At 66.9% G+C, this 19,870-nt stretch carries 15 protein-coding genes; 6 read left to right on the forward strand and 9 right to left on the reverse strand.

What is annotated here, in order from left to right:
• Positions 1–279 precede the first annotated feature (279 nt).
• From QFZ46_RS11790 to QFZ46_RS11800, 3 genes are all read left to right on the forward strand, one after another.
• Entirely contained in the window at positions 280–2,949 is a 2,670-nt protein-coding gene (locus QFZ46_RS11790; protein ID WP_307361639.1) for an alpha-L-rhamnosidase, read from the forward strand.
• A gap of 19 nt (positions 2,950–2,968) precedes the next feature.
• Entirely contained in the window at positions 2,969–5,548 is a 2,580-nt protein-coding gene (locus tag QFZ46_RS11795) for an alpha-L-rhamnosidase (protein WP_307361641.1), read from the forward strand.
• Between the two features lie 62 nt (positions 5,549–5,610).
• Positions 5,611–6,612, forward strand: a complete 1,002-nt coding sequence (locus tag QFZ46_RS11800; RefSeq protein ID WP_307361644.1) for a LacI family DNA-binding transcriptional regulator — start codon at positions 5,611–5,613, stop codon at positions 6,610–6,612.
• 12 nt (positions 6,613–6,624) lie between these two features.
• On the opposite strand, the gene QFZ46_RS11805 is transcribed toward QFZ46_RS11800, so the two are convergent.
• The 6 genes from QFZ46_RS11805 to QFZ46_RS11830 all read right to left on the reverse strand — a co-directional run bounded on the left by QFZ46_RS11805 (position 6,625) and on the right by QFZ46_RS11830 (position 13,335).
• Positions 6,625–8,376: a hypothetical protein gene (locus QFZ46_RS11805; protein WP_307361645.1), complete on the reverse strand. Its 1,752-nt coding sequence runs from the start codon at positions 8,374–8,376 to the stop codon at positions 6,625–6,627.
• Positions 8,377–8,414: 38 nt separating this feature from the next.
• The gene (locus QFZ46_RS11810) at positions 8,415–9,467 is read right to left on the reverse strand and encodes a LacI family DNA-binding transcriptional regulator (RefSeq protein WP_307361648.1); all 1,053 of its coding nucleotides are present in this window, start codon (positions 9,465–9,467) and stop codon (positions 8,415–8,417) included.
• Positions 9,468–9,571: 104 nt separating this feature from the next.
• A complete protein-coding gene (locus QFZ46_RS11815; protein WP_307361650.1) occupies positions 9,572–10,327 on the reverse strand; it encodes an SDR family NAD(P)-dependent oxidoreductase in 756 nt (251 codons plus the stop codon).
• Position 10,328: 1 nt separating this feature from the next.
• Positions 10,329–11,222 (reverse strand): phosphogluconate dehydrogenase C-terminal domain-containing protein, encoded by an 894-nt coding sequence (locus QFZ46_RS11820; protein ID WP_307361653.1) that lies wholly within the window; start codon positions 11,220–11,222, stop codon positions 10,329–10,331.
• Positions 11,180–11,974, reverse strand: coding sequence for a sugar phosphate isomerase/epimerase family protein (locus QFZ46_RS11825; protein WP_307361656.1), 795 nt, complete (start codon positions 11,972–11,974; stop codon positions 11,180–11,182). The genes QFZ46_RS11820 and QFZ46_RS11825 overlap by 43 nt, the downstream gene beginning before the upstream one ends.
• The gene (locus QFZ46_RS11830; RefSeq protein WP_307361658.1) at positions 11,971–13,335 is read right to left on the reverse strand and encodes an MFS transporter; all 1,365 of its coding nucleotides are present in this window, start codon (positions 13,333–13,335) and stop codon (positions 11,971–11,973) included. Before QFZ46_RS11830 ends, QFZ46_RS11825 begins: the two co-directional genes overlap by 4 nt.
• Before the next feature lie 212 nt (positions 13,336–13,547).
• Here QFZ46_RS11830 and QFZ46_RS11835 point away from each other — a divergent pair, with 212 nt between their 5' ends.
• Entirely contained in the window at positions 13,548–13,955 is a 408-nt protein-coding gene (locus QFZ46_RS11835) for a RidA family protein (protein ID WP_307361660.1), read from the forward strand.
• A 76-nt stretch (positions 13,956–14,031) separates the two neighbouring features.
• Here QFZ46_RS11835 and QFZ46_RS11840 read toward each other — a convergent pair whose 3' ends face one another.
• Complete coding sequence (locus QFZ46_RS11840; protein ID WP_307361663.1) at positions 14,032–15,696, reverse strand: alpha-amylase family protein; 1,665 nt, start codon at positions 15,694–15,696, stop codon at positions 14,032–14,034.
• Positions 15,693–16,658 (reverse strand): TIGR03885 family FMN-dependent LLM class oxidoreductase, encoded by a 966-nt coding sequence (locus QFZ46_RS11845; protein ID WP_307361666.1) that lies wholly within the window; start codon positions 16,656–16,658, stop codon positions 15,693–15,695. The genes QFZ46_RS11840 and QFZ46_RS11845 overlap by 4 nt, the downstream gene beginning before the upstream one ends.
• A gap of 126 nt (positions 16,659–16,784) precedes the next feature.
• Here QFZ46_RS11845 and QFZ46_RS11850 point away from each other — a divergent pair, with 126 nt between their 5' ends.
• Both QFZ46_RS11850 and QFZ46_RS11855 read left to right on the forward strand, forming a co-directional pair.
• Complete coding sequence (locus QFZ46_RS11850; RefSeq protein WP_307361668.1) at positions 16,785–17,546, forward strand: FadR/GntR family transcriptional regulator; 762 nt, start codon at positions 16,785–16,787, stop codon at positions 17,544–17,546.
• Positions 17,543–18,436: a nucleoside hydrolase gene (locus QFZ46_RS11855; RefSeq protein WP_307361671.1), complete on the forward strand. Its 894-nt coding sequence runs from the start codon at positions 17,543–17,545 to the stop codon at positions 18,434–18,436. The genes QFZ46_RS11850 and QFZ46_RS11855 overlap by 4 nt, the downstream gene beginning before the upstream one ends.
• Before the next feature lie 23 nt (positions 18,437–18,459).
• Here QFZ46_RS11855 and uxaC read toward each other — a convergent pair whose 3' ends face one another.
• Positions 18,460–19,857, reverse strand: coding sequence for a glucuronate isomerase (uxaC, locus tag QFZ46_RS11860; protein WP_307361673.1), 1,398 nt, complete (start codon positions 19,855–19,857; stop codon positions 18,460–18,462).
• Positions 19,858–19,870: the final 13 nt, after the last annotated feature.

A 19,870-nucleotide genomic window follows, 5' to 3' on the forward strand; every position in this document is an offset into this window, starting at 1 on the left:
CCTCCATGTAAAAGCTGACTCCTGGTTGCGACCTCGGCTATGAGGCCATGTACGGTTGAAGGAGATGCATTGAATCCATTCAACTTCCCGTACGGTACGACGATCTCGGTCGAGAGTCAACGGTGTCAGCCGAGGTTCTTCCGAGATGTCATCGCGGACGCGGAAGGATTGACGGCATGTCGATTGAACCGTTTTAAATAGTTCTTGACATTTCGTCGTGAATCGTTTCAGGATTTGGAACGCGTGTTGCGATGAAGCACGCACGAAAGGAAACCAGCCATGACGGCGACCCCGGAAAGCACGCGACTCGACACCGACACGGTCGTCACCGGCCTGCGTTCTCAGCACGGCGATGGACTGCTGGGAGTTCCGTGGAACGGCCTCCGGCTCACCTGGCGTTCCGCCAGTACCCGCCCGGGGGCGGGCCAGGTCGCGTACCAGCTCGCCACGGGGCAGCCCGGGGTCGATCTCGTCGCCGGCGACATCGTCGTCGGCGCGGAGTCGGTCGCGGTACCGGTCGGAGACCTCGAGCCGGGCGAACAGCACAGCTTCGCCGTGCGGGTGGCGACGGATGCGGGGTGGACCCAGTGGAGTGAACCGCTCATCGTCGAGACCGGAGCCGCATCAGCCGACATCCGCGCCGCCGTCATCGGAATCGCGACCGCGGTGGAGGGGGCGAGCGCCGTGCTGCGCACCACCTTCACGATCGGCACCGTCCCGGAGCGGGCACGACTGCGTCTGAGCGCACTGGGCCTGGTTGATGCCTGGATCAACGGTCGACGCGCGACCAGCGCCGTCCTCACGCCGGGGTGGACCTCCTATCAGGAGCGAGTGCTGCTGGACACGGTCGATGTCAGCGACATCCTCCACGAGGGTGAGAACACGATCGTGCTCGTCGTCGGCGATGGCTGGTACCGCGGCCGGATGGGCTTCGCGAACCGCACGGGGATCTACGGCGACCGCTCAGGAGCGATCGCGCAGATCGACTCCGAGCTCGGCATCCATGCGGCGACGGATGAGACATGGCGGGGTGGGTTCGGGGCGATCCGTTCCGCGAGCATCTACGACGGCACGACCACTGACCTCCGCGAGGCGCCCATCGGCGTCCACGGTGCGGACTTCGACGACAGCGCGTGGCAGACGGCCGAGGTGATCGAGTCCGACCTCTCGCGGTTCGAGCCGCGCTCCGCCCCGCCGATCCGCATCGTCGCCGAGCGGGAGATGACGCGCACGGAGCGAGAGGGCGCCGACCGATCACGCACGGTGCAGTTCGACGCCGGACAGAACGTCTCCGGCTGGGTGCGACTGGTGGTCCGTGGATCCGCGGGCGATGTCATCACCGTGAAGCACGCCGAGATCCTCGAGCCGTCCGGCGATCTGCACACCGCCGCCCTGCGCAGCGCGAAGGCCACCGACGAGTACACCCTGGACCGCGACGGCGAGCACACGCTGGAGCCGCAGTTCACCTTCCACGGATTCCAGCACGCAGAGGTCCACGGCGCGGCAGAGGTCGTGTCTGCCACGGCGGTCGCGATCTCCAGTGATCTGCCCGCGCGTTCCTCGTTCCGTTCGGCGTCGCCCGCGCTCGACCAGTTCCATTCGAACGTGTTCTGGTCGCAGCGCGACAACTTCCTCTCGGTCCCGACCGACTGCCCGCAACGCGACGAACGCCTGGGCTGGACCGGTGACGCGCAGGCGTTCGCCGCCACCGCGAGCACGCTGATGGATGCTGAAGCATTCTGGCTGAACTGGCTGCGTGATCTGGAAGCCGATCAGACCGATGAGGGCGGCGTGGCATCCGTCGTTCCGGACATCATCCGCCGTGAGGACATGCGCATGGGCGGCCCCACCGTGGACAACATGGGACGCGCGGGCTGGGCGGATGCTGCGACCATCGTGCCGTGGGCCGTCTACGAGTCCACCGGCAGTACCGAGGCACTGGTGCAGCAGCTCGACAGCATGCGTCGCTGGGTGGAGCATCTGCGCCGCCGTGCCGGCGCAGATGTGGTGCTCCCCACCGAGCCCTTCCAGTACGGTGACTGGCTCGACCCCGACGCGCCGGGCGCGCAGCCGTGGAAGGCCAAGGTCTCGAGCGACTACGTCGCCAATGCGTTCTATGTTCACTCCGCTCGGCTCCTGGCGCGCGCGGAGCGGCTCGTCGGCGATCCGGATCGCGCCGCCGAGTACGACGCGCTCGCCGATCGGGTGGCTGAGGTCACCTGGCAGCAGTGGGGCGCCGATGCGATCAGCACGCAGACCGGGGCGGCGCTCGCGCTGGAGTTCCGGATCGCGCCGGACGCTGAGCGTGCCGCGATCGCTGACCGGCTGGCGGAGAACGTGCGGGCAGAGGCGGGCCGCATATCGACGGGCTTCCTCGGCACGCCCCTCGTGCTCTTCGCCCTGTCGAACTCCGGTCACCTCGACGAGGCCTTCCTGATGCTGCTGCGCCGTGAGGCGCCGAGCTGGCTCTATCAGGTCGACCGCGGCGCGACCACCGTATGGGAGCGCTGGGACGCGATCCTCCCGGATGGGCGGATCCACGCCGGGGACATGGATGCCGGATCCAGCGAGGGCGGCGGCAGCATGCTGTCGTTCAATCATTACGCCTACGGCGCGATGATCGACTGGGTCTACCGGACCGTCGGCGGTCTCGCACCGGCAGAGCCCGGCTATCGAGTGACACGGATCGCACCGCGGCCCGCCGTCGGACTGGAGAATGCTGCGGCCTCGGTCGACACGGCCTACGGTCGTCTGGCGATCGACTGGCGACTGGACGACGGCGCGTTGCACGCGACGCTCGACGTGCCGTTCGGTGTCAACGCGCTGCTGGATCTGCCGACGACATCAGAATCCGTCGTCACCGTCGACGGCGCTCCGGCACCCGAGACGCTCGGCAGCGGAACGCACGAGATCACGGTGACCGCACCCGCGGTCGCCGCGCAGGGATGAACGACGAGGAGAATGAACCATGACCGCACCGGTCATCGAGCGCATCAGTGTCGACGCGCCTTACGGAAGCGACAGCGTCGCGGACCCGAAGCCGGCCATCGGCTGGGTGACGCAGAGCGTGAGCGGCGGGTGGCTGCAGGCCGCCGCCGAACTCGAACTGCGCGGCGAGGCGGACGAGGTGCAGACGCACGTCGTGACCGGGCGTGATTCCGTCCGTGTGGCGTGGCCGTTCCGACCGCTGCTGCCACGTGAGCAGGTCGAGCTGCGCGTGCGGGTCACCGGTCAGGACGGCATCGCATCCGAGTGGAGCGCGCCGCGGCGCATCGTCGCCGGGTTCCTCGCCGACGGTGAATGGGACGCGCAGACGATCGCCGTCCTCGAACCGGCCGTCGAAGCGGAGGCCGCCGTACTGAGGCGCGAGTTCACCGTCGATGGCGACGTGCGCCGGGCCACCCTTTATGCCACCGCCGTCGGCGTCTATCAGGCTGCCATCAATGGCGAAGACGTCGACGACCACGTGCTCAAACCCGGCTGGACGCCGTTCGATCAGCGCACTGTGCATGAGAGCACAGACGTCACATCCAGACTGGTCGATGGTGTGAACGCGATCGCGGTGCGGATCGCCGGGGCGTGGGCGACGGAGCGCTACGGCTTCCGGGATGAGGCCCGGATCGTGTACTCCGACCAGCCGCGCTTCGCCGCCCAGTTGCTGATCGAGTACGCGGACGGTCGGGTCGAGACGGTGCGGACCGATGCTGACTGGGTGAGTACGCCGGGGCCGATCATCTCCAGCGGGCTCTACGCGGGGGAGGCGCATGACGCGCGCCGCGCATTGCGCGACGCGGCAGGGCGCACGCCTTCCGAGAGCGGCTTCGAGGCCGGCGCCTGGGCATCCGTCGCCATCGTCGCCGACCTGCCGGTCCCGGAGGCCCGCGTGTCTCCATTCGTACGCCGGATCGAAGAACGCCCGGTCGCAGCGGTGATCACCACCCCGGCGGGCAAGACCGTCCTCGACTTCGGGCAGAACCTCGTCGGTCGGCTGCGCATCCAGGTGAAGGGCGCAGCCGGGGATGTCGTGACCCTGCGGCATGCCGAGGTCCTCGAGCACGGCGAGCTGGGCACCCGCCCGCTTCGCGCCGCCGCCGCCACAGATCGGTACACGCTCGCCGGAGGGGGCGAAGAGACGTGGGAGCCGGAATTCACCTTCCATGGCTTCCGCTACGCCGAGATCGACGGGTGGCCCGGCGAGTTCGACCCCGCGCGAGTCACAGCGGTCGTCATCCACAGCGATATGGAGCGCACCGGCTGGTTCGACACCTCGCACGAGTTGGTGCGGCAGCTGCACGAGAACGTCCTGTGGGGGCTCCGAGGAAACTTCCTCTCCGTGCCTACCGACTGCCCGCAGAGGGACGAGCGGTTGGGTTGGACGGGCGATATCCAGGTCTTCGCCCCGACGGCGAGCTTCCTCTACGACGTGCGGGGGTTCCTGGATTCGTGGTTGCGGGATCTCTCCCTCGACCAGGTCGACGGGATCGTGCCCTTCGTGGTTCCCAACGTCCTCGGTGCCGCCCGTCCGGCGGCAGCCTGGGGGGACGCCGCGACCGTCGTGCCGACCGTGCTGCACGAACGTTTCGGCGATGTCGACACGCTGGCCCGCCAGTACGACAGCATGAAGGGCTGGACCGACGCGATCCTCGCGCTCGCCGGAGACCGACGGCTCTGGGAGGGGATGTTCCAGTTCGGGGACTGGCTGGATCCGGATGCTCCGCCGGAGCGACCTGCTGAGGCGAAGACCGACCCCGACCTCGTGGCATCCGCGTATCTGTTCCGCTCCGCTGATCTCGTCGCCAAGGCTGCGACCCTGCTCGGCGAGGATGCTGAAGCAGCCGAGTACGCGCGGATCGCCGAGGAGGTGCGCGCGGCGTTCCTCGCCGCATACGTCACGGCGGACGGTCGGATGCTCTCCGATGCGCAGACCGCGTACTCGTTGGCGATCGTGTTCGACATCGTCGACCAGGACGAGCAGCAGGTGCTGGGCGATCGGCTGGCCGAGCTCACCGAACTGAGCGGTCACCGCATCGGCACCGGATTCGTGGGAACGCCGATCATCCAGGATGCGTTGACACGCACCGGGCACCTCGATACCGCTCGGCTGCTGCTCACGCAGACCGAGAATCCGTCGTGGCTGTACCCGGTGACGATGGGCGCGACGACGATCTGGGAGCGGTGGGATTCGATGCTTCCGGACGGGACGATCAACCCCGGCCAGATGACCTCGTTCAACCACTACGCGCTCGGTGCGATCGCCGACTGGTTGCATCGCGATGTCGCGGGGCTCGCACCGGCGGCACCAGGGTACGCGCGGCTGCGCATCGCCCCGCATCCGCTCGAGGGGTTCGACTTCGCCGAAGCCGCGCACTTCACTCCGTACGGGCGCGCCAGCGTGCGATGGGAGCGCGACGGCGACGCCATCACGGTCGAGGCCGTCGTCCCCGCGAACACCGATGCGGAGGTGGTGCTGCCTGACGGCACCCGGCATGATGTCGGATCCGGATCCCATCGCTGGACGGTTCGGGTTCCCGCCGTGGTTCGCGGATAGCGCGGGAGGCGGCCGGTGATGTCGTACACTCTCCGAGATCCCCCCGAGAGCAGGAGCAGCTGGTGGCAGTGAGTGTGCGCGAGGTCGCAGCAGCCGCCGGCGTGTCCGTCGGAACAGTCTCGAACGTCCTCAATCGACGTGACAAGGTCGCCGCGGATACCGTCGAACGCGTGCTCGCGGTCATCGAAGACCTCGGCTTCGTCCGCAACGATGCCGCCCGACAGCTGCGCGCAGGACGGAGCCGGAGCATCGGCCTCGTCGTGCCGGACGCCGGCAACCCGTTCTTCGCGGACGTCGCTCGAGGAGCTGAGGAGAGAGCCGAGGAGGAACGGCTGTCCCTGCTTCTCGGGAACAGCGATGAGGACCCTTCCCGCGAGGACCGCTATCTCGATCTGTTCCGCGAGCAGCGCGTGAACGGACTGCTGATCAGCCCGGCATCCGATCTCATCGACAAGCTCGAACGGGTGCAGAGTGCCGGCATCCCCGTCGTCCTCGTCGACCATGAGCTGCCGGGGAGCACATTCTGCTCGGTGTCTGTCGACGACGTCGAGGGCGGATACGTCGCCGTGCGCCATCTGATCGACATCGGTCGGCGCCGAATCGCCTTCGTCGGGGGACCGTCATCGACCGTGCAGGTCGCGAACCGCCTGCGCGGAGCGCGGCGAGCAGTCGAGGAGACGCCGGGAGCGAGCCTCGAGGTGATCGAGATGCCTGGGCTGACAGTGCTCAACGGTCGTACGGCGGGCGAGCAGATCGTCGAACGCACGGCACGACCGGAAGCGATCTTCGCGGCGAACGACCTGTTGGCGGTCGGACTGCTGCAGGCCTTCTCCATGTTCAGTACGGTGCGAGTGCCCGAGGACATCGCCCTGATCGGCTACGACGACATCGACTTCGCCTCCGCGACCGTCGTCCCGTTGAGCTCGATCCGTCAGCCGGCACGCCTGATCGGGCACACCGCGGTGGACCTCCTGCTGCGCTCCATCGACGACCCGGACGGCGATTACGAGCGCAATGTCCGCTTCCGGCCCGAGCTCGTGGTGCGCGCGTCGACCGCGAGCTGACGCGGAATACCGTCAGGTCGCGCGTGCTCCGGTAGTCGCCGCGAGACGCAGCCACGAGCCGGCGTCGGCTGAACCTCGCAGCGTCGGCCGCCCGGCCGCTGCGACGGCGAATTCCCTCGGCATCCGGTCCAGGTTCGCGACGAGCACGACGTCGTCGTCGTCTGCTCTGGCGCCGATCGCCCAGAGCAGCCCGTCCGGGCTCGACCCCCAGAGCAGGGTCCGCCCCTCGAGCATCGCCAGCTCGGTGACGGCTTGCGCGGCAGGATGCGGTGCCCCGGTCGCATCGCGCAGGCCGCGCGGCCCCCAGGTCTCGAACCAGGACAGGCTCTCGACACCCGGGACAGCGAGGGCCGCGGCGCTCGCAATCGTCCAGGCTGCGAGCTCGGTGGAGTTCTGTCGTGCGTCCTCCCCGCCGGTGAACTGCGCCCCGTAGCCCTCGGTCAGATCCGGCAGCGTCGGCGCCGGCTCCGGAGATGTCGCCACGTTGTTGAATCGAGCGCGCAACGACACGGGGCCGATGTGCACGGGGCGCCGGTCCGCCATCTCGACGGCCTGGATGGCGATGAGGCGCTGTATCGGCAGGGCTTCGACGAGCTGTTCGGTATCGAGCGAATGGAACAGCGGCGTGGTCGTGAAAGCGATGCCATCGAGGTCGTTCGGGATGCGCTCCCTCTCACGGTTCAGTTCCGTGAAGTGCGATCGCGCACCGCCCCTGAGCTGAGTGCGCACGCCCGCCGTGCCGAGCGCCGCTCGGGTACTGGCGACGGTGCGTTCGTCACTCACGTGCAGCACGCTGTCGAACGGCGTGACAGCCACGAGCCGGTGCGTGGCGAGTGCGTTCGCGGCATCAGCCAGGGGCTTCGGCTCCTCGCCGATCACGAGACGGACATCCAGGGGCAGCCCATCCGCGGCGGCCCTGAGAAGCGCCGCAGGCCAGGTCGGCGTGGTCAGGTTCAGTTCGACGACACGGAAGCGGCCATCGGCGCAATGGCGTCCGGGATCCGGCGCGGTCGAAGCCTCGACGCCGACCGCAGGAAATGGCCCGCCTTCGACGAGGGAGATCTCCTGCGGTGCCGGATGCTCGGCGCTCGGCGTCCGAACGGCCTCGACCGTGATCGATTGCTGCACGCGCTCTCCCGCCGACAGCGGGTACGGGTAGGGGAGGCCGAGTGGACGACTGTACGTCTTGAACGAGGCATCCGACCAGTTGCGCTGGTCCTCCATCTCGAAGACGTCACCGTCGAAACGGAGTGCGGTCGCGGCATCCGTTTCGCTTGCGAGGTGAAGCTCCAGTGCACGGATGTCCATGATGGGTTGGTGCGGGCTGATGCGCACGGGGAAGGCGGTCTGCTCCGTCCTGCCGTCCGGGTGAGTCACCGTCACGCGTCGCCCGGCATCGGAGGCTGGGTGCAGCACCACCAGCCCCGTTCGGCAGGTCGAGAAGTCGCGGAGGTTCTCCGCGTCCCAGGCGATGCGGAGATCGCCCCCACTCGTCTCGATCGTGAGCGTCGACACCAGCTCGGCGCCGAGTCCTTCGTGGCGAAGGCCGAGGCTTAGTGACTCGTGGTCGGATTTCACACCGGTCACGACGGCCGGCACGGTGTTCCAGCCGTGGTCGCGCATGACCGCTCGCACCGCGCGCAGGATCACGCTGCCGCCCCGCCGGATGTCTGCGAGCTCATCGCCTCGCAGCTCCAACGACCAGCCGTCCGCCTGCCACGTCTCCGCGTCGCTCCGCCACCATGATGTCGTCGTCGATGTCACCCGTCGAGCCTAACCGGTTGACCAATGCGGGCGGCGGATCAACGGCCGATCGTGCTGGCTCCCTGGCGGATCCGGACCGGCAGCACGGAGCGCTCGTGCACGTGTCCCGGTTGCGCCTCCGCGTCGATCAGTCGGATCGCCTCTGCACCCATCGCCTGGCCTGGCAGTACGACGGACGTCAGCGTGATCCAGTCGGCCCCGTCGTCGCGATGGTCGCCGTCCATGCCGAGGACGGCGACATCTTCCGGTACGCGCAGGTCGGGGCGATTGCGCAGCAGCTGCAAGGCACCGATCGCGAGTCGATCATTCGCGCCGAGGATCGCGAGGCGCTCTCCGCCGGGTTCGGGGAGGACGCCGGCGAGTGCGGCCGTGCTGTCTTCGGGGAAGAGCCCGGCGGTTTCGATCTCGGTGAGGTGGATGCCACGGGCCGCGGCCGCTGCGCGCACTCCGCGCCGGCGCTCCGCGATCGGCTGGACGATATCGGGGATCGAGACGAAATATGCGCGGCGGATGCCGAGATCGGCGATGTGCTCGATCGCCGCGCGTCCGACCTGCTCGTTGTCCATCAGAACGGTGCACCAGTCCGCGTTCGGCACGTCGTAGTTGATGACCACGACCGGACGCACGTGATTGCGGATACGGTCGATGCCGCGACTGGGGTCGCGCATCGACGCCACGAGCACGCCGTCGGCGCGTGCCTCGGCGAAGTACTCGAGGTACTCGTCCTGATCATCCACCTGCGACGCTCCGGCTGCGAGTTCATGGGCGTTGAATCCGCTGTTGGCAGTGACGAGGCGCTTGCCCTGGTCCGAGGCACTGCGCTGCGCTCCGCGGGCGATCTCGACGAAGAGCACGTTGACGAGGTCGGGCATCACGAGGCCGAGGCTGTCCGAGCGGTTGCGGATCAGCGTGCGTCCGGCGGCACTGCGGATGTAGCCCAGGTCGATGATGGCGTCGTGGACGCGTTCCAGTGTCTCCGGGGCGAGTCTTGCGGGATGGTTCAGGGCGTTCGAGACGGTGCCGCTGGAGACGCCGGCCGCCCGCGCAACGGCGTGGATGGTGGGATTGGCTCGATTCGTGGGCGCCGACATCGTGTTCCTCCCGGCATGCGCGTTCACGTCATCGTACGGCGTGCGTGAACGTGCAATGGCCGCTGCCTCCATGATCAGGATGCAGCGGCCATTGCGACCGTGATTCAGAGCGTCGTCATGCCCCCATCGACCGCGAAGAGCGCGCCGGTCGCGAACTCGGCGTCGGCACTGGCGAGGAACACCATGATGCCCTCCACATCGGCCGGGCTGCCGGCGCGGCCGAGCGGGATGCGCCCGATGATCGCCGCGCGCGACTCGGGGTCGTCGGAGATCGTCGAGACGAGCCCGGTCTCGGTGTAGGCAGGGACAACCGTGTTCACCCGGATGCCGTCGTGGGCATACGCCGCCGCGACCGTGCGGGTGAGGCCGTGGATGCCGGCCTTCGAGGTGGAGTACGCGGTGAAGTCCTGCCCTTCGCCGTTGATGCCGGTGGGGCTTCCGGTGAGGATGATCGAGCCGCCGCCGGAGGCGAGCATCGCACGGACCGAGTGCTTCACCGTGAGGAAGGTGCCGGTCAGATTGATGTCCATGGTGCGACGCCACACGTCGAGGTCGAGATCCGCAGCTTTGGCGTCCTGCCCGAACAGCTGCACCCCGGCATTCGCCACCACGACATCGGGACTCCAGCCCGCGGCGATGAGCTCGGCGTACGCCGCCTCGACGGAGGCCTCATCCGAGATGTCGACGACGGCCGCACGCGCAGCATCGCCGATATCCGCGGCGACGGATGCCGCGGCATCCGCATCTCTGTCGGCGATGACGACGCGTGCGCCCTCACGGGCGAAACGCTCGGCCACCGAGCGACCGATTCCGGCGCCGGCGCCGGTGACGAGCGCCGTCTTCCCTTCGAGGCGGGCCATCTCAGCGTTCGATCTTGTCGAGGTGGAGCATCTTGGCGAGGTTCTTGTCGAGCTCGTCGTCGCGGAAGATCTTCTTCCAGTCGTCCTTGATGATGCTCTCCCGGCCGTAGTCCATCGCGATGAGGCAGGCGTCGGAGAACGGATTGTCGCCGCGAAGGCCGTTCGCGAGCGCCACCTGGGTGTGCCCGTAAAGGATGCTGCGCGCCGCGGCCTCCGGAACGCCCATCGTGTTCACCGTCTCCTGAAGTGCCTCGTTGAGGAGCTCGCCGATCATGCAGGCGACGGTCTCGACCAGCGTCGGCTCGAGCTGGGCGAGTTGCTTGATCGTGACCCAGTGCACGTCGATGACGGGGGCGTAGATCGCGCGGACGGTGGCCTCGACGATCGCCTTCTTCGCCTCATCCTCACTCTCGATCGCCGCGATGGCGTCCTGCGGCGCGGCGATGCCGCCGAAGGTGTCGGCCCATTGTTCCGGCGTCTCGCGCTGGAGGAAGATCGACGGGTGGCACGGGTGCGCGACAGCCTGGATGACGTCGTCGCGAGTGGTGAGGAGCCCGGCGTACGCCGCCGCGGGGTCGAGCGTCAGCACGATCGCGCCTGCGCGCAGCTGGGGGACCAGATCCGCCGTGACCGGGCCGAGGGCGAGGTCCGGGACGGCGAGCACGACGATGTCGGCGTCGGCGACGGCCACGGATGCCTCCGTCAGCTCTCGTCCGGCCTCGAGCGTGCGCTGCTGGCCGGCGGGGGAGTTCTCCACGTACCAGACGGTGTGACCGGTCTTGGTCAGGTTGTTGGACACTCGCATGCCCATCTTGCCGCCCGCGCCGATGACGGCGATCTTGTAGTTCTCGCTCACAGTGTGCTCCTCAGGTGTTCCAGGGTGGCGCGGGTCCATTCCCGCTCGGTTCGGATGGTGGTCGTGGCGTCGTCCTGCCACGGCAGCCAGTGCTCTACGACCTCGTTGATGCCGCGCTCGCGCGGGTGGACAGTCGCCAGAAGATGGTCGTAGTCGTGCAGACCGGCTCCCATCGAGGTGCCGCTGTAGGTGAAGCCGACCCAGCCCGGCTGGCGGGCGAAGGCGAAGTCCTTCACATGCACGTTCTTCGTGAGTGCGGCCGTCAGTTCGATGCAGGCCCGAGGCGATTCGAGGCGAGCGACCACGTTGGCAGGATCCAGGCAGATGCCGAGATTCTCGCTGCCCACGCGCTCGATGAGACCGACGAGATCCGCCGTCGCGAGCTGCTCGTAGGTCTCGAGAGCGAGAGTGACACCTGCGGACTCGTATGCGTGAACGGCGTGACGCAGCCATGTTTCGGCTTCGGCGAGAGAAGGGTGGGAGTCCGGGCCGTAGACCATGCTGCGCACGAGACGCGCATCGAAGACCTCGGCGATCTCGAGGAAACGGGTCAAGTGCTCGGGGACGATGCCCTTCGTGCCCAACTCGATCGTGAGGCCGAGGTCGCGGGCGGCTCCAGCCGCGTTGCGCAGCTCGGAACCGCTCATCCGCTCCAGCGGCGCGTAGTCGCAGATCTGGAAGAGATCGACGTCCTGGGCGCGGGTGTCTTCGAATGCGTCGATGAGGCTCAGCGGCTCCGGAACACGGTCGGAGTGCTGCCAGAAGTAGGCGTAAGTGCCGAGGCCGATCACCGGGATGGCTCCGGAGCGGCCTCGGTCTCGGCGGCGGCGGGGTTCGATGTTGTGCGTCGCTGACGGGAGAGCAGCACCATCAGCACGGCCGAGACCAGCATGAACCCGCCGACGATGAACATCGGCACCTCGTAACCGCCGGTCCAGTCGTGTACGGCGCCGGTGATGTACGGCGCCGTGAAGCCCGCGAGGTTTCCGATCGTGTTGATCAGTGCGACTCCGGCTGCGGCCGCGACACCGGTGAGGAACTGCGTCGGCAGGGTCCAGAAGTTCGGCAGTGCCGCGAAGATCGCGCACGCCGTGACGGTGATGACGGCCATCGTCGCGACCGGGGATCCCATGAACAGTGCGAGTGGGATGGATACCGCACCCGCGAGCGCGGGAACGGCGATGTGCCAGGTCTTGAGGCCGCGTCTGCCGGCATCCCGTGACCAGAAGTACATCACGATGGCTGCGGGCAGATACGGGATCGCCGTGATGAGCCCCTTCTGGAACACATCGAACGTGCCGCCGGTCTCCGTCTGGAACCCTTCGATGATCGTGGGAAGGAAGAATGCCAACGCGTAGAGACCGTAGATGAAGCCGAAGTAGATGAATGACAGCATCCAGACACGTCCGCTCGCGAATGCGAATCGTGCGGACACATGCTTCTCGGAGGCTTCGGTGGTCCTGCGCTCTGCTTCCAGCGCGCCGGTGAGCCAGGTCTGCTCCTCCGGGGTCAGCCACTTCGCGTCGGCCGGCTTGTCCTTCAGATAGAACCAGGCGATGACGCCGACGATGATCGCGGGGAGAGCCACGCCCATGAACATGAAGCGCCAGCCCTCGAGGCCGAAGAAGACGCCGTGCTGCTGGATGAGCGCGCCGGCCAATGGAGCGCCGATGACCGTCGTCAGGGGCTGTGCCAGGTAGAAGAGCATCAGGATGCGGCCGCGGTAGCGAGCGGGGACCCAGAGGCTGAGGAAGAGGATCGCCCCGGGGAAGAAGCCCGCTTCGGCGACACCGAGCAGGAACCTCAGAACGACGAGCTGCTCGAAGTTCTGGACCCAGGTGAACAGGAGCGCGACGATGCCCCAGCTGACCATGATGCGAGCCAGCCAGCGGCGCGCACCGAACTTGTGCAGGGCCAGGTTCGACGGCACCTCGAGCAGGATGTATCCGATGAAGAAGACGCCGGAGGCGAAGCCGAACTGCGCAGCGCTCAGCGCGAGATCGTCGTTCATCCCGTTGGGTGAGGCGAAGCCGATGGCGGTGCGATCGAGGTAGTTGATGAAGAACATCAGTGCCACGAAAGGCACGAGCCGGATGGCGACCTTGCGGATCGCAGATTTCGCGACCGGGCTCTCGGCCTGGGTGTTGTCCACGGTGACTCCTGAATCGACGATGATCGCGGTTGATGTACGAACCTGCTCAGCACATGTTGGCAAACCGGTTGACCAATTGCAAGTCCGAAGGGCCCGGTGTAGCAGGATGAGGTGGTGGTGGGATCAGGACGAACTCGCGCCTTGGCGAGTTCTGGGAACTCGCAATCCGCGTGAGAGGCTGAGGCAACGGTCTGCCACGAGGAAGGTGCATCTTGTCCAAAGCAGTAACCCTGATCCGTTCGTCTTCTCTGTCCGATGCCGCCGAGTACGCGTATGCTGCGACGGCTTCGGCGGAGGCACGGTTGATCTTCCTCGCTGGCTCTTGCCCTTTGAATGAGGACGGATCCACGGCAGGGGTCGGAGACTTCGCAGTTCAGGCGGCAAAGTGCATCGAGAACATGAACATCGCGCTTGCTGAATCCGGCGCCGACATCAACGATGTCATCAGCACTCGTGTTCTTGTTGCGTCGACGCGACAATCAGACCTCGTCGCTGCTTGGGACGTCGTGCGCGATGCGTTCGGTGATCACGACGTGCCGAGCACGCTCCTTGGCGTCACCGTTCTCGGGTATGACGACCAGCTCGTAGAGATCGAGGCGATCGCCGCCGTTCGAGATTGAGTAGACGAGGGCAACTCGAACCACGTCCAGTCATGCGGCGCGAGCGTTCGCAGTCGGCGCCCGGCGCCGACATCGCTCAGATCACACGACCATCGCCGGGCCGCGAGACCCGAAGCCAGCGATACCCGTAGGCCGGGACCTCCAGGTCGACCGTCCCACCGGAACCGAGTGCAGTGTGCGACGGTTCGAGCAAGTCGAGGAGGGTCGTACCCTCCGGCTCACCAGTCACGCGGAAAGTGGTGGTCACAGGCACCTCCGCGAAGTTGTGGAGGGCGATGACACGGCCGACGTCAGCGGAGAGCGAGTGCACGAGCAGCGATTCGGCAGGCTGGTCCACCACCTCGAGACTGCCCCACCCGAGTTCCGGCGAGATGCGGTAGCGCGACGTGAGATCGCGGAAGAAGTACAGCAGCGACTCCTTGTCCTCCAACTGGGCGGCGACGTTGACGTGCTCCGGGGCGTACCCGTCGGACGGCGGCCCGGCCACGAGTCTGCCCGGCGCGGCATCCGAGAATCCTCCGTTGCGGTCCGCGGACCACTGCATCGGGGTCCGCACGGCTTCGCGTCCGGAGACCTCGACGTTCTCTCCCATGCCGATCTCTTCGCCGTAGAACAGCACCGGGGTGCCAGGCAGAGTGAAGAGCAGGCTGTAGGCCATGCGGATCCGGCGCGGATCGCCGTCGAGCATCGGAGGGAGGCGCCGCGTGATCCCTCGCCCGAACACGCGCTGCCGTTCGTCTGGCGCGAACGCCTCGAAAACCTCTTGCCGTTCGCTGTCGCTGAGCTTGTCGAGGGTCAGTTCGTCGTGGTTGCGCAGGAAGTTCGCCCACTGCGCCTCTGATCCGAGCACGGGGCGGGCACGCAGGGCGGCGATCAGAGGGGCGGGATCCTTGCGCGCGAACGACAAGTACAGTGCCTGCATCCCGACGAAATCGAACTGCATGGTGAGCTCGTCGCCGTCGTCGCCACCGAAGTACTGCACCTGCTTCTCGTACGGCAGGTTCACTTCGCCGAGCAGGATCGCCTCGCTCGAGCGACGCTGCAGGAACCGACGGATGTCGCGCAGCAGATCGTGCGGCTCCGGGATGCCGGATCCCTCGGGGATCTCGAGGAGGAACGGCACGGCGTCGACGCGGAAGCCGGAGATACCCAGCTGCAACCAGAACCCGATGACTTTTGCGATCTCATCGCGCACGCGCGGGTTGGCGATGTTCAGGTCGGGTTGGTGCTCGTAGAAACTGTGCTGATACCACTGTCCGGATTTCTCGTCCTCGCCCCAGATGCCATCCGCCTGACCGGGGAACACGGCATTCTTCTGGCCTTTCGGAGGCGGATCGTCGCGCCATACGTAGTAGTCCCTGAAGGGGGAGTTGATGCTGCGCTTGGCAGCGAGGAACCATGGATGCCGATCGGATGTGTGATTGATGACCAGGTCGACGATCACCCTCATCCCGCGATCGCGTGCGGTGCGGATGACCTCGACGAGGTCGCCATGGTTCCCCAGTCGGGAATCGACACCGTAGAAGTCGCTGACGTCGTAGCCGTCGTCACGATCCGGGGTCGGGTAGAAGGGCATCAGCCACAGGCAGGTGACACCCAACTGCGAGAGGTAGTCGATCCGCTGGGCGAGCCCTCGCAGGTCGCCGACGCCGTCGCCGTTCGAATCGAGGAAGGTCTCGACATCGAGGCAGTAGACCACTGCGGTCTTCCACCAGAGGTCGCTGGTGTCGGTGATCTTCACAGTCGCTCCTTCAGCGCAGGGATCAGCTCGGTTGCTGAGACATCCAGGAATCTTGATTGCTCGGTGCCGACGTGGTGCAGGTACACGCGATCGAACCCGATCTCCGCCAGATCCGCGATGCGGTCGGCCAACGAGACAGCGTCGTGGTCGACCAGGACGGCTGTTCGCAGTTGCTCCTCGTCGAGCCCGGCCACCGCTGCCTCGAAGTCCTCCGGCTGCTCGAGATCCCAGGTGATCGGGGGCGACAACAGACCGTTGCTCCATTGCTCGCGGGCGATGGTGAACGCCAGTTCGTCGCTCTCCGCCAAGCTGACATGCACCTGCAGGATGCAGGGACCCGTGCCTCCCGCGTCACGGTAACCGTCGACGACTCGACGCAACGCGGCCGGTTCCTGAGCGACGGTCGCAAGGCCCTGCGCCCACGATGCGGCCCAAGCCGCAGTCTCGGTGCTCACGGCGGTCGCGAACAGCGGCGGTGGTTCCGCCGGCAAGCTCCACACTCTGGCACGGTGAACACGCACCAGACCGTCGTGGTCGACCTCTTCACCGTTCATCAGGCGGTGGATCACGTCGACGCTCTCGCGCAGTCGTTCGTTGCGGATGGGTTTGGCGGGCCAGCCGTCGCCGGTGACGTGCTCGTTGATCGCTTCGCCGCTTCCCATCGCCGCCCAGAAGCGCCCGGGGAACATCTCCGCCAGGGTGGAGAACGCCTGAGCTATCACCACCGGGTGATAGCGCTGCCCCGGAGCATTGACCATGCCGATCGAGAAGCGGGTGCGGGCGAGCGCAGCGGCGACCCAGCTCAGCGCGAAACCTGAATGGCCTTGGGCCGGGGTCCACGGCGCGAGGTGATCGGAGCACATTGCTCCATCGAATCCTGCGCGCTCGGCTCCGATGACGGCGTCCAGGAGCGCGCTCGGTGCGATCTGCTCGTGCGATGCATGAAAACCGATGAACACCATGCACGGAGTCTTTCAAGGGAACGAGGACCTTGGCGAGAGGTGGACACCCGACAGCGGTTCTGGGATGATGCACCACCGCGCGTGGACTGTGACAGCTTGCGGTCCGAGCCCGGGTATGTTGAACGCATGCCCGCTTTCCCCGGTGAACCGGTTGACAACATCACCGCCGCTCTGAGCGCGCTGCCCTCCGGTACGCCGGTGTCCGAGGTTGCACGTCGTCTGCTCGATCTCTTCACGAGCGGCTCGGTCGCCGCAGGCACTCGACTGCCGCCGGAGCGCCAGCTCTCGGCGACTCTCGGCGTCGGGCGCTCCGCCGTGCGCGAGGCTCTCGCTGCTCTCGAGATCCTCGGGATCGTCGATGTCCGGCCGGGGTCGGGCACGTATCTGAGGGGCCTGGCGAGCGAGCTCCTGCCGCAGACGCTGCGATGGGGATTGCTCATCGGTGAACGCAACACAGCCCAGTTGCTGGAGCTGCGCGAGGGGCTGGAGATCTACGTCGCCCGTCTCGCCGCCGCGCGGGCGGATGCGGGCGTCATCGCCCGTCTCGACAAGGACGTGAAGCGCATGCGGGAGACCGTCGCCGACCTCCCCGCCTTCGCCAAGGCCGACCTCGACTTCCATCACGCGCTCGCCGAGGCGGCCGGTAACGAGACGTTGACCGATCACGTGCATGTCATCCGTTCGCTCCTGCAGGTGTACGCAGACCGCGCCGTCCACGATCCCACTGAAGCGGAACGGGCGGTCGTCGAGCACGAAGCCGTGCTGGCCGGGGTCCGCGCCGGCGATGGCGATGCCGCGGCGTCGGCCATGGCCGTTCATATGTCCACCGCCACTGCGCGTCTGTTGACCGACTCGCAGGCCGGACGAACCGCAGAAGGAGAGAAATGATCAACGACGATCGCCGCACCCGCCGCGTCATCATCAATTCCGACGTGAAGAACGAGGCAGACGACCAGTTCGCCGTCGTGCATGCGCTGCTGTCTCCGACGCTCGATGTTCGCGGAATCATCCCCGCGCATTTCGGTACGCATCGCATCGCGGATTCATCGACAGCGTCGCGGGAGGAGCTCGATCTGCTGCTGCGTCTGCTCGACCTCGAACACGAGGTGCCCACGGCGGACGGTGCGCCGCATGCCCTGGTCGATGAGCAGACGCCGATCGACAGTGCCGGTGCGCGGCTGATCATCGAAGAGGCCAGGCGACCTGACGCCGGTCCGCTGTTCATCGCGTTCCTCGGACCGCTCACCGACATGGCATCGGCACTGCTGCTCGCGCCGGACATCGCCGAGACCGATACGACGGTGATCTGGATCGGCGGTCCGCCCTACGGTGACCTGGTCTCGATGGGCTCCTGGCCCGAGTTCAATCTCAAGAACGACATCGCATCGGCGAACGTGGTCTTCGACTCCGGCATCCGCCTGTGGCAGGTGCCGTCCAACATCTACCGACTCGTCAACGTGGGCTACGCGGAGCTGGAGGCGCGGGTCGAGCCGCATGGAGAGCTCGGGCGATACCTCGCACAGCAGGTGGTCGACTTCAACACCGAGTATCACCGCGTGGCCATCGAGTCACGATCGCTGGGGGATTCTCCGGCGATCGGACTCATGCTGGAGCCATTCAGCGGCGTGATGCGCCGCCAGGGCGGCGTGCGGTTCACCGCAGATGGGCACTACGAGTTGGCGGATCCGACACGCGAGATTCTCGTCGTGGAGAACATCGACGTGCGCTTCCTGCTGGAGGACATCTTCGCGAAGATCGCGAAGCACCAGCGCGGCTGACCGCCGCGCTGGTCGATCTCAGATCAGAGCCGGAAGACGTGCCGGGGGATGCCGTCGACGAGGTCGCGGGCGATCGTCGCCGCTTCTTCCTCGCCCAGTCGACCTGTCACGACGAGCGTCGCCAACCACCCGGCATCCATCCGCCGAGACACGTCGTGACGTGCGGGTATCGACAGATAGGCGCGGGTGTCGTCGATGAAGCCGCTGGTCTTGTAGAACCCGGCGGAATCGGTCACAGCTTCGCGGAAGCGTCGGATGCCGTCCGGGCTGTCCAGGAACCACCACGGTGCCCCGACGAACACAGATGGGTAGAAGCCGGCGAGCGGCGCGAGGTCTCGAGAGAACGAGGTCTCATCGACCGTGAACAGCACGAGCCGGAAGGTCTCATTGGTGCCGAAGTCGTTCAGTACTTCGCGTAGCGGCTCTGTGTAGTGAGTCGTCAACGGCAGGTCGTGACCGGAGTCTGGACCGAACCGGTCCAGCGTCGGCCGATGGTGGCTGCGCAGCACCCCGGGGTGCAACTGCATCACCAGACCGTCTTCGCTCGACATCCTGGCCAGTTCCCACAGCATGTGCGCACGGTACGCGCGCGCTTCCCGGGGTGACACGGATCCGTCGAGGCCCGCTCGATGGATCCGCTCGAGCTCCGCGGAACTCAATCGCGTCGCCCAGGCATCGACGACTCCGGTGTCGGTAGCTGTCGCACCTAGGGATTGGAAGAACGCCCGGCGGTCTTCCAATGCGTGAACGAGTCCGCTGGCTGTGCTGCATTCGATGCCGCTCGCGGCATGGAGTGCTTCGAGAGCTGCGGTCCAGTTCGGATTCCCCGGGTCCATGTACCGGTCTGGCCGGAAGGTCGGCACGACTCGACCGGTGAATGCTGCGTCGTCGCGAAGTGCGCGATGCGCTGTCAGAGTGTCTGCCGGATCGTCTGTGGTCGCGAGCACCTCGATGCCGAAGCGATCGAAGAGCGCGCGGGGACGGGACGAGGGCTGAGCGATCCAGGCCGAGATCTGGTCGAACTGCTCATCGGCGTTCGCCGAGCTCGGATGCTCCGTCAACCCGAACACGGAGTGCAGAGTGTCCTCGAACCAGAACCGCACAGGGGTACCGGCGAACAGATGCCAGCTCGCCGCGAACTCCCGCCAGATCTCTCGTGCACCGGCATCGCTGTCACCACGTCCGAGCCGATCGAGGCCGATGCCGTGCGCGTGCAGCAGACGGAGAACATAGTGGTCCGGCACGATCAGCAGGTCGGCTGGATCGGAGAACGGCACGTCATCGCTGAGGATCGAGGGGTCGACGTGTCCGTGAGGGGAGAGGATCGGGGCGTTCTTCACCGCATCGTAGAAGCCGCGGGCCAAGCCCCGCGTCGCGGGGTCGGCCGGAAACAGGCGGTCGGGGGAGGGGGAGAGACGCACAGGTGCTCCAGTC

Source organism: Microbacterium murale, assembly GCF_030815955.1.
Classification (GTDB): domain Bacteria; phylum Actinomycetota; class Actinomycetes; order Actinomycetales; family Microbacteriaceae; genus Microbacterium; species Microbacterium murale_A.

Excerpts from the sequence above, each read along its gene's own strand:
- QFZ46_RS11820 (WP_307361653.1), bottom strand. The coding sequence starts at position 11,222 with ATGGACCCGCGCCACCCTGGAACACCTGAGGAGCACACTGTGAGCGAG.
- QFZ46_RS11795 (WP_307361641.1), top strand. The coding sequence starts at position 2,969 with ATGACCGCACCGGTCATCGAGCGCATCAGTGTCGACGCGCCTTACGGA.
- QFZ46_RS11790 (WP_307361639.1), top strand. The coding sequence starts at position 280 with ATGACGGCGACCCCGGAAAGCACGCGACTCGACACCGACACGGTCGTC.
- QFZ46_RS11850 (WP_307361668.1), top strand. The coding sequence starts at position 16,785 with ATGCCCGCTTTCCCCGGTGAACCGGTTGACAACATCACCGCCGCTCTG.
- QFZ46_RS11855 (WP_307361671.1), top strand. The coding sequence starts at position 17,543 with ATGATCAACGACGATCGCCGCACCCGCCGCGTCATCATCAATTCCGAC.
- QFZ46_RS11810 (WP_307361648.1), bottom strand. The coding sequence starts at position 9,467 with ATGTCGGCGCCCACGAATCGAGCCAATCCCACCATCCACGCCGTTGCG.
- QFZ46_RS11845 (WP_307361666.1), bottom strand. The coding sequence starts at position 16,658 with ATGGTGTTCATCGGTTTTCATGCATCGCACGAGCAGATCGCACCGAGC.
- QFZ46_RS11815 (WP_307361650.1), bottom strand. The coding sequence starts at position 10,327 with ATGGCCCGCCTCGAAGGGAAGACGGCGCTCGTCACCGGCGCCGGCGCC.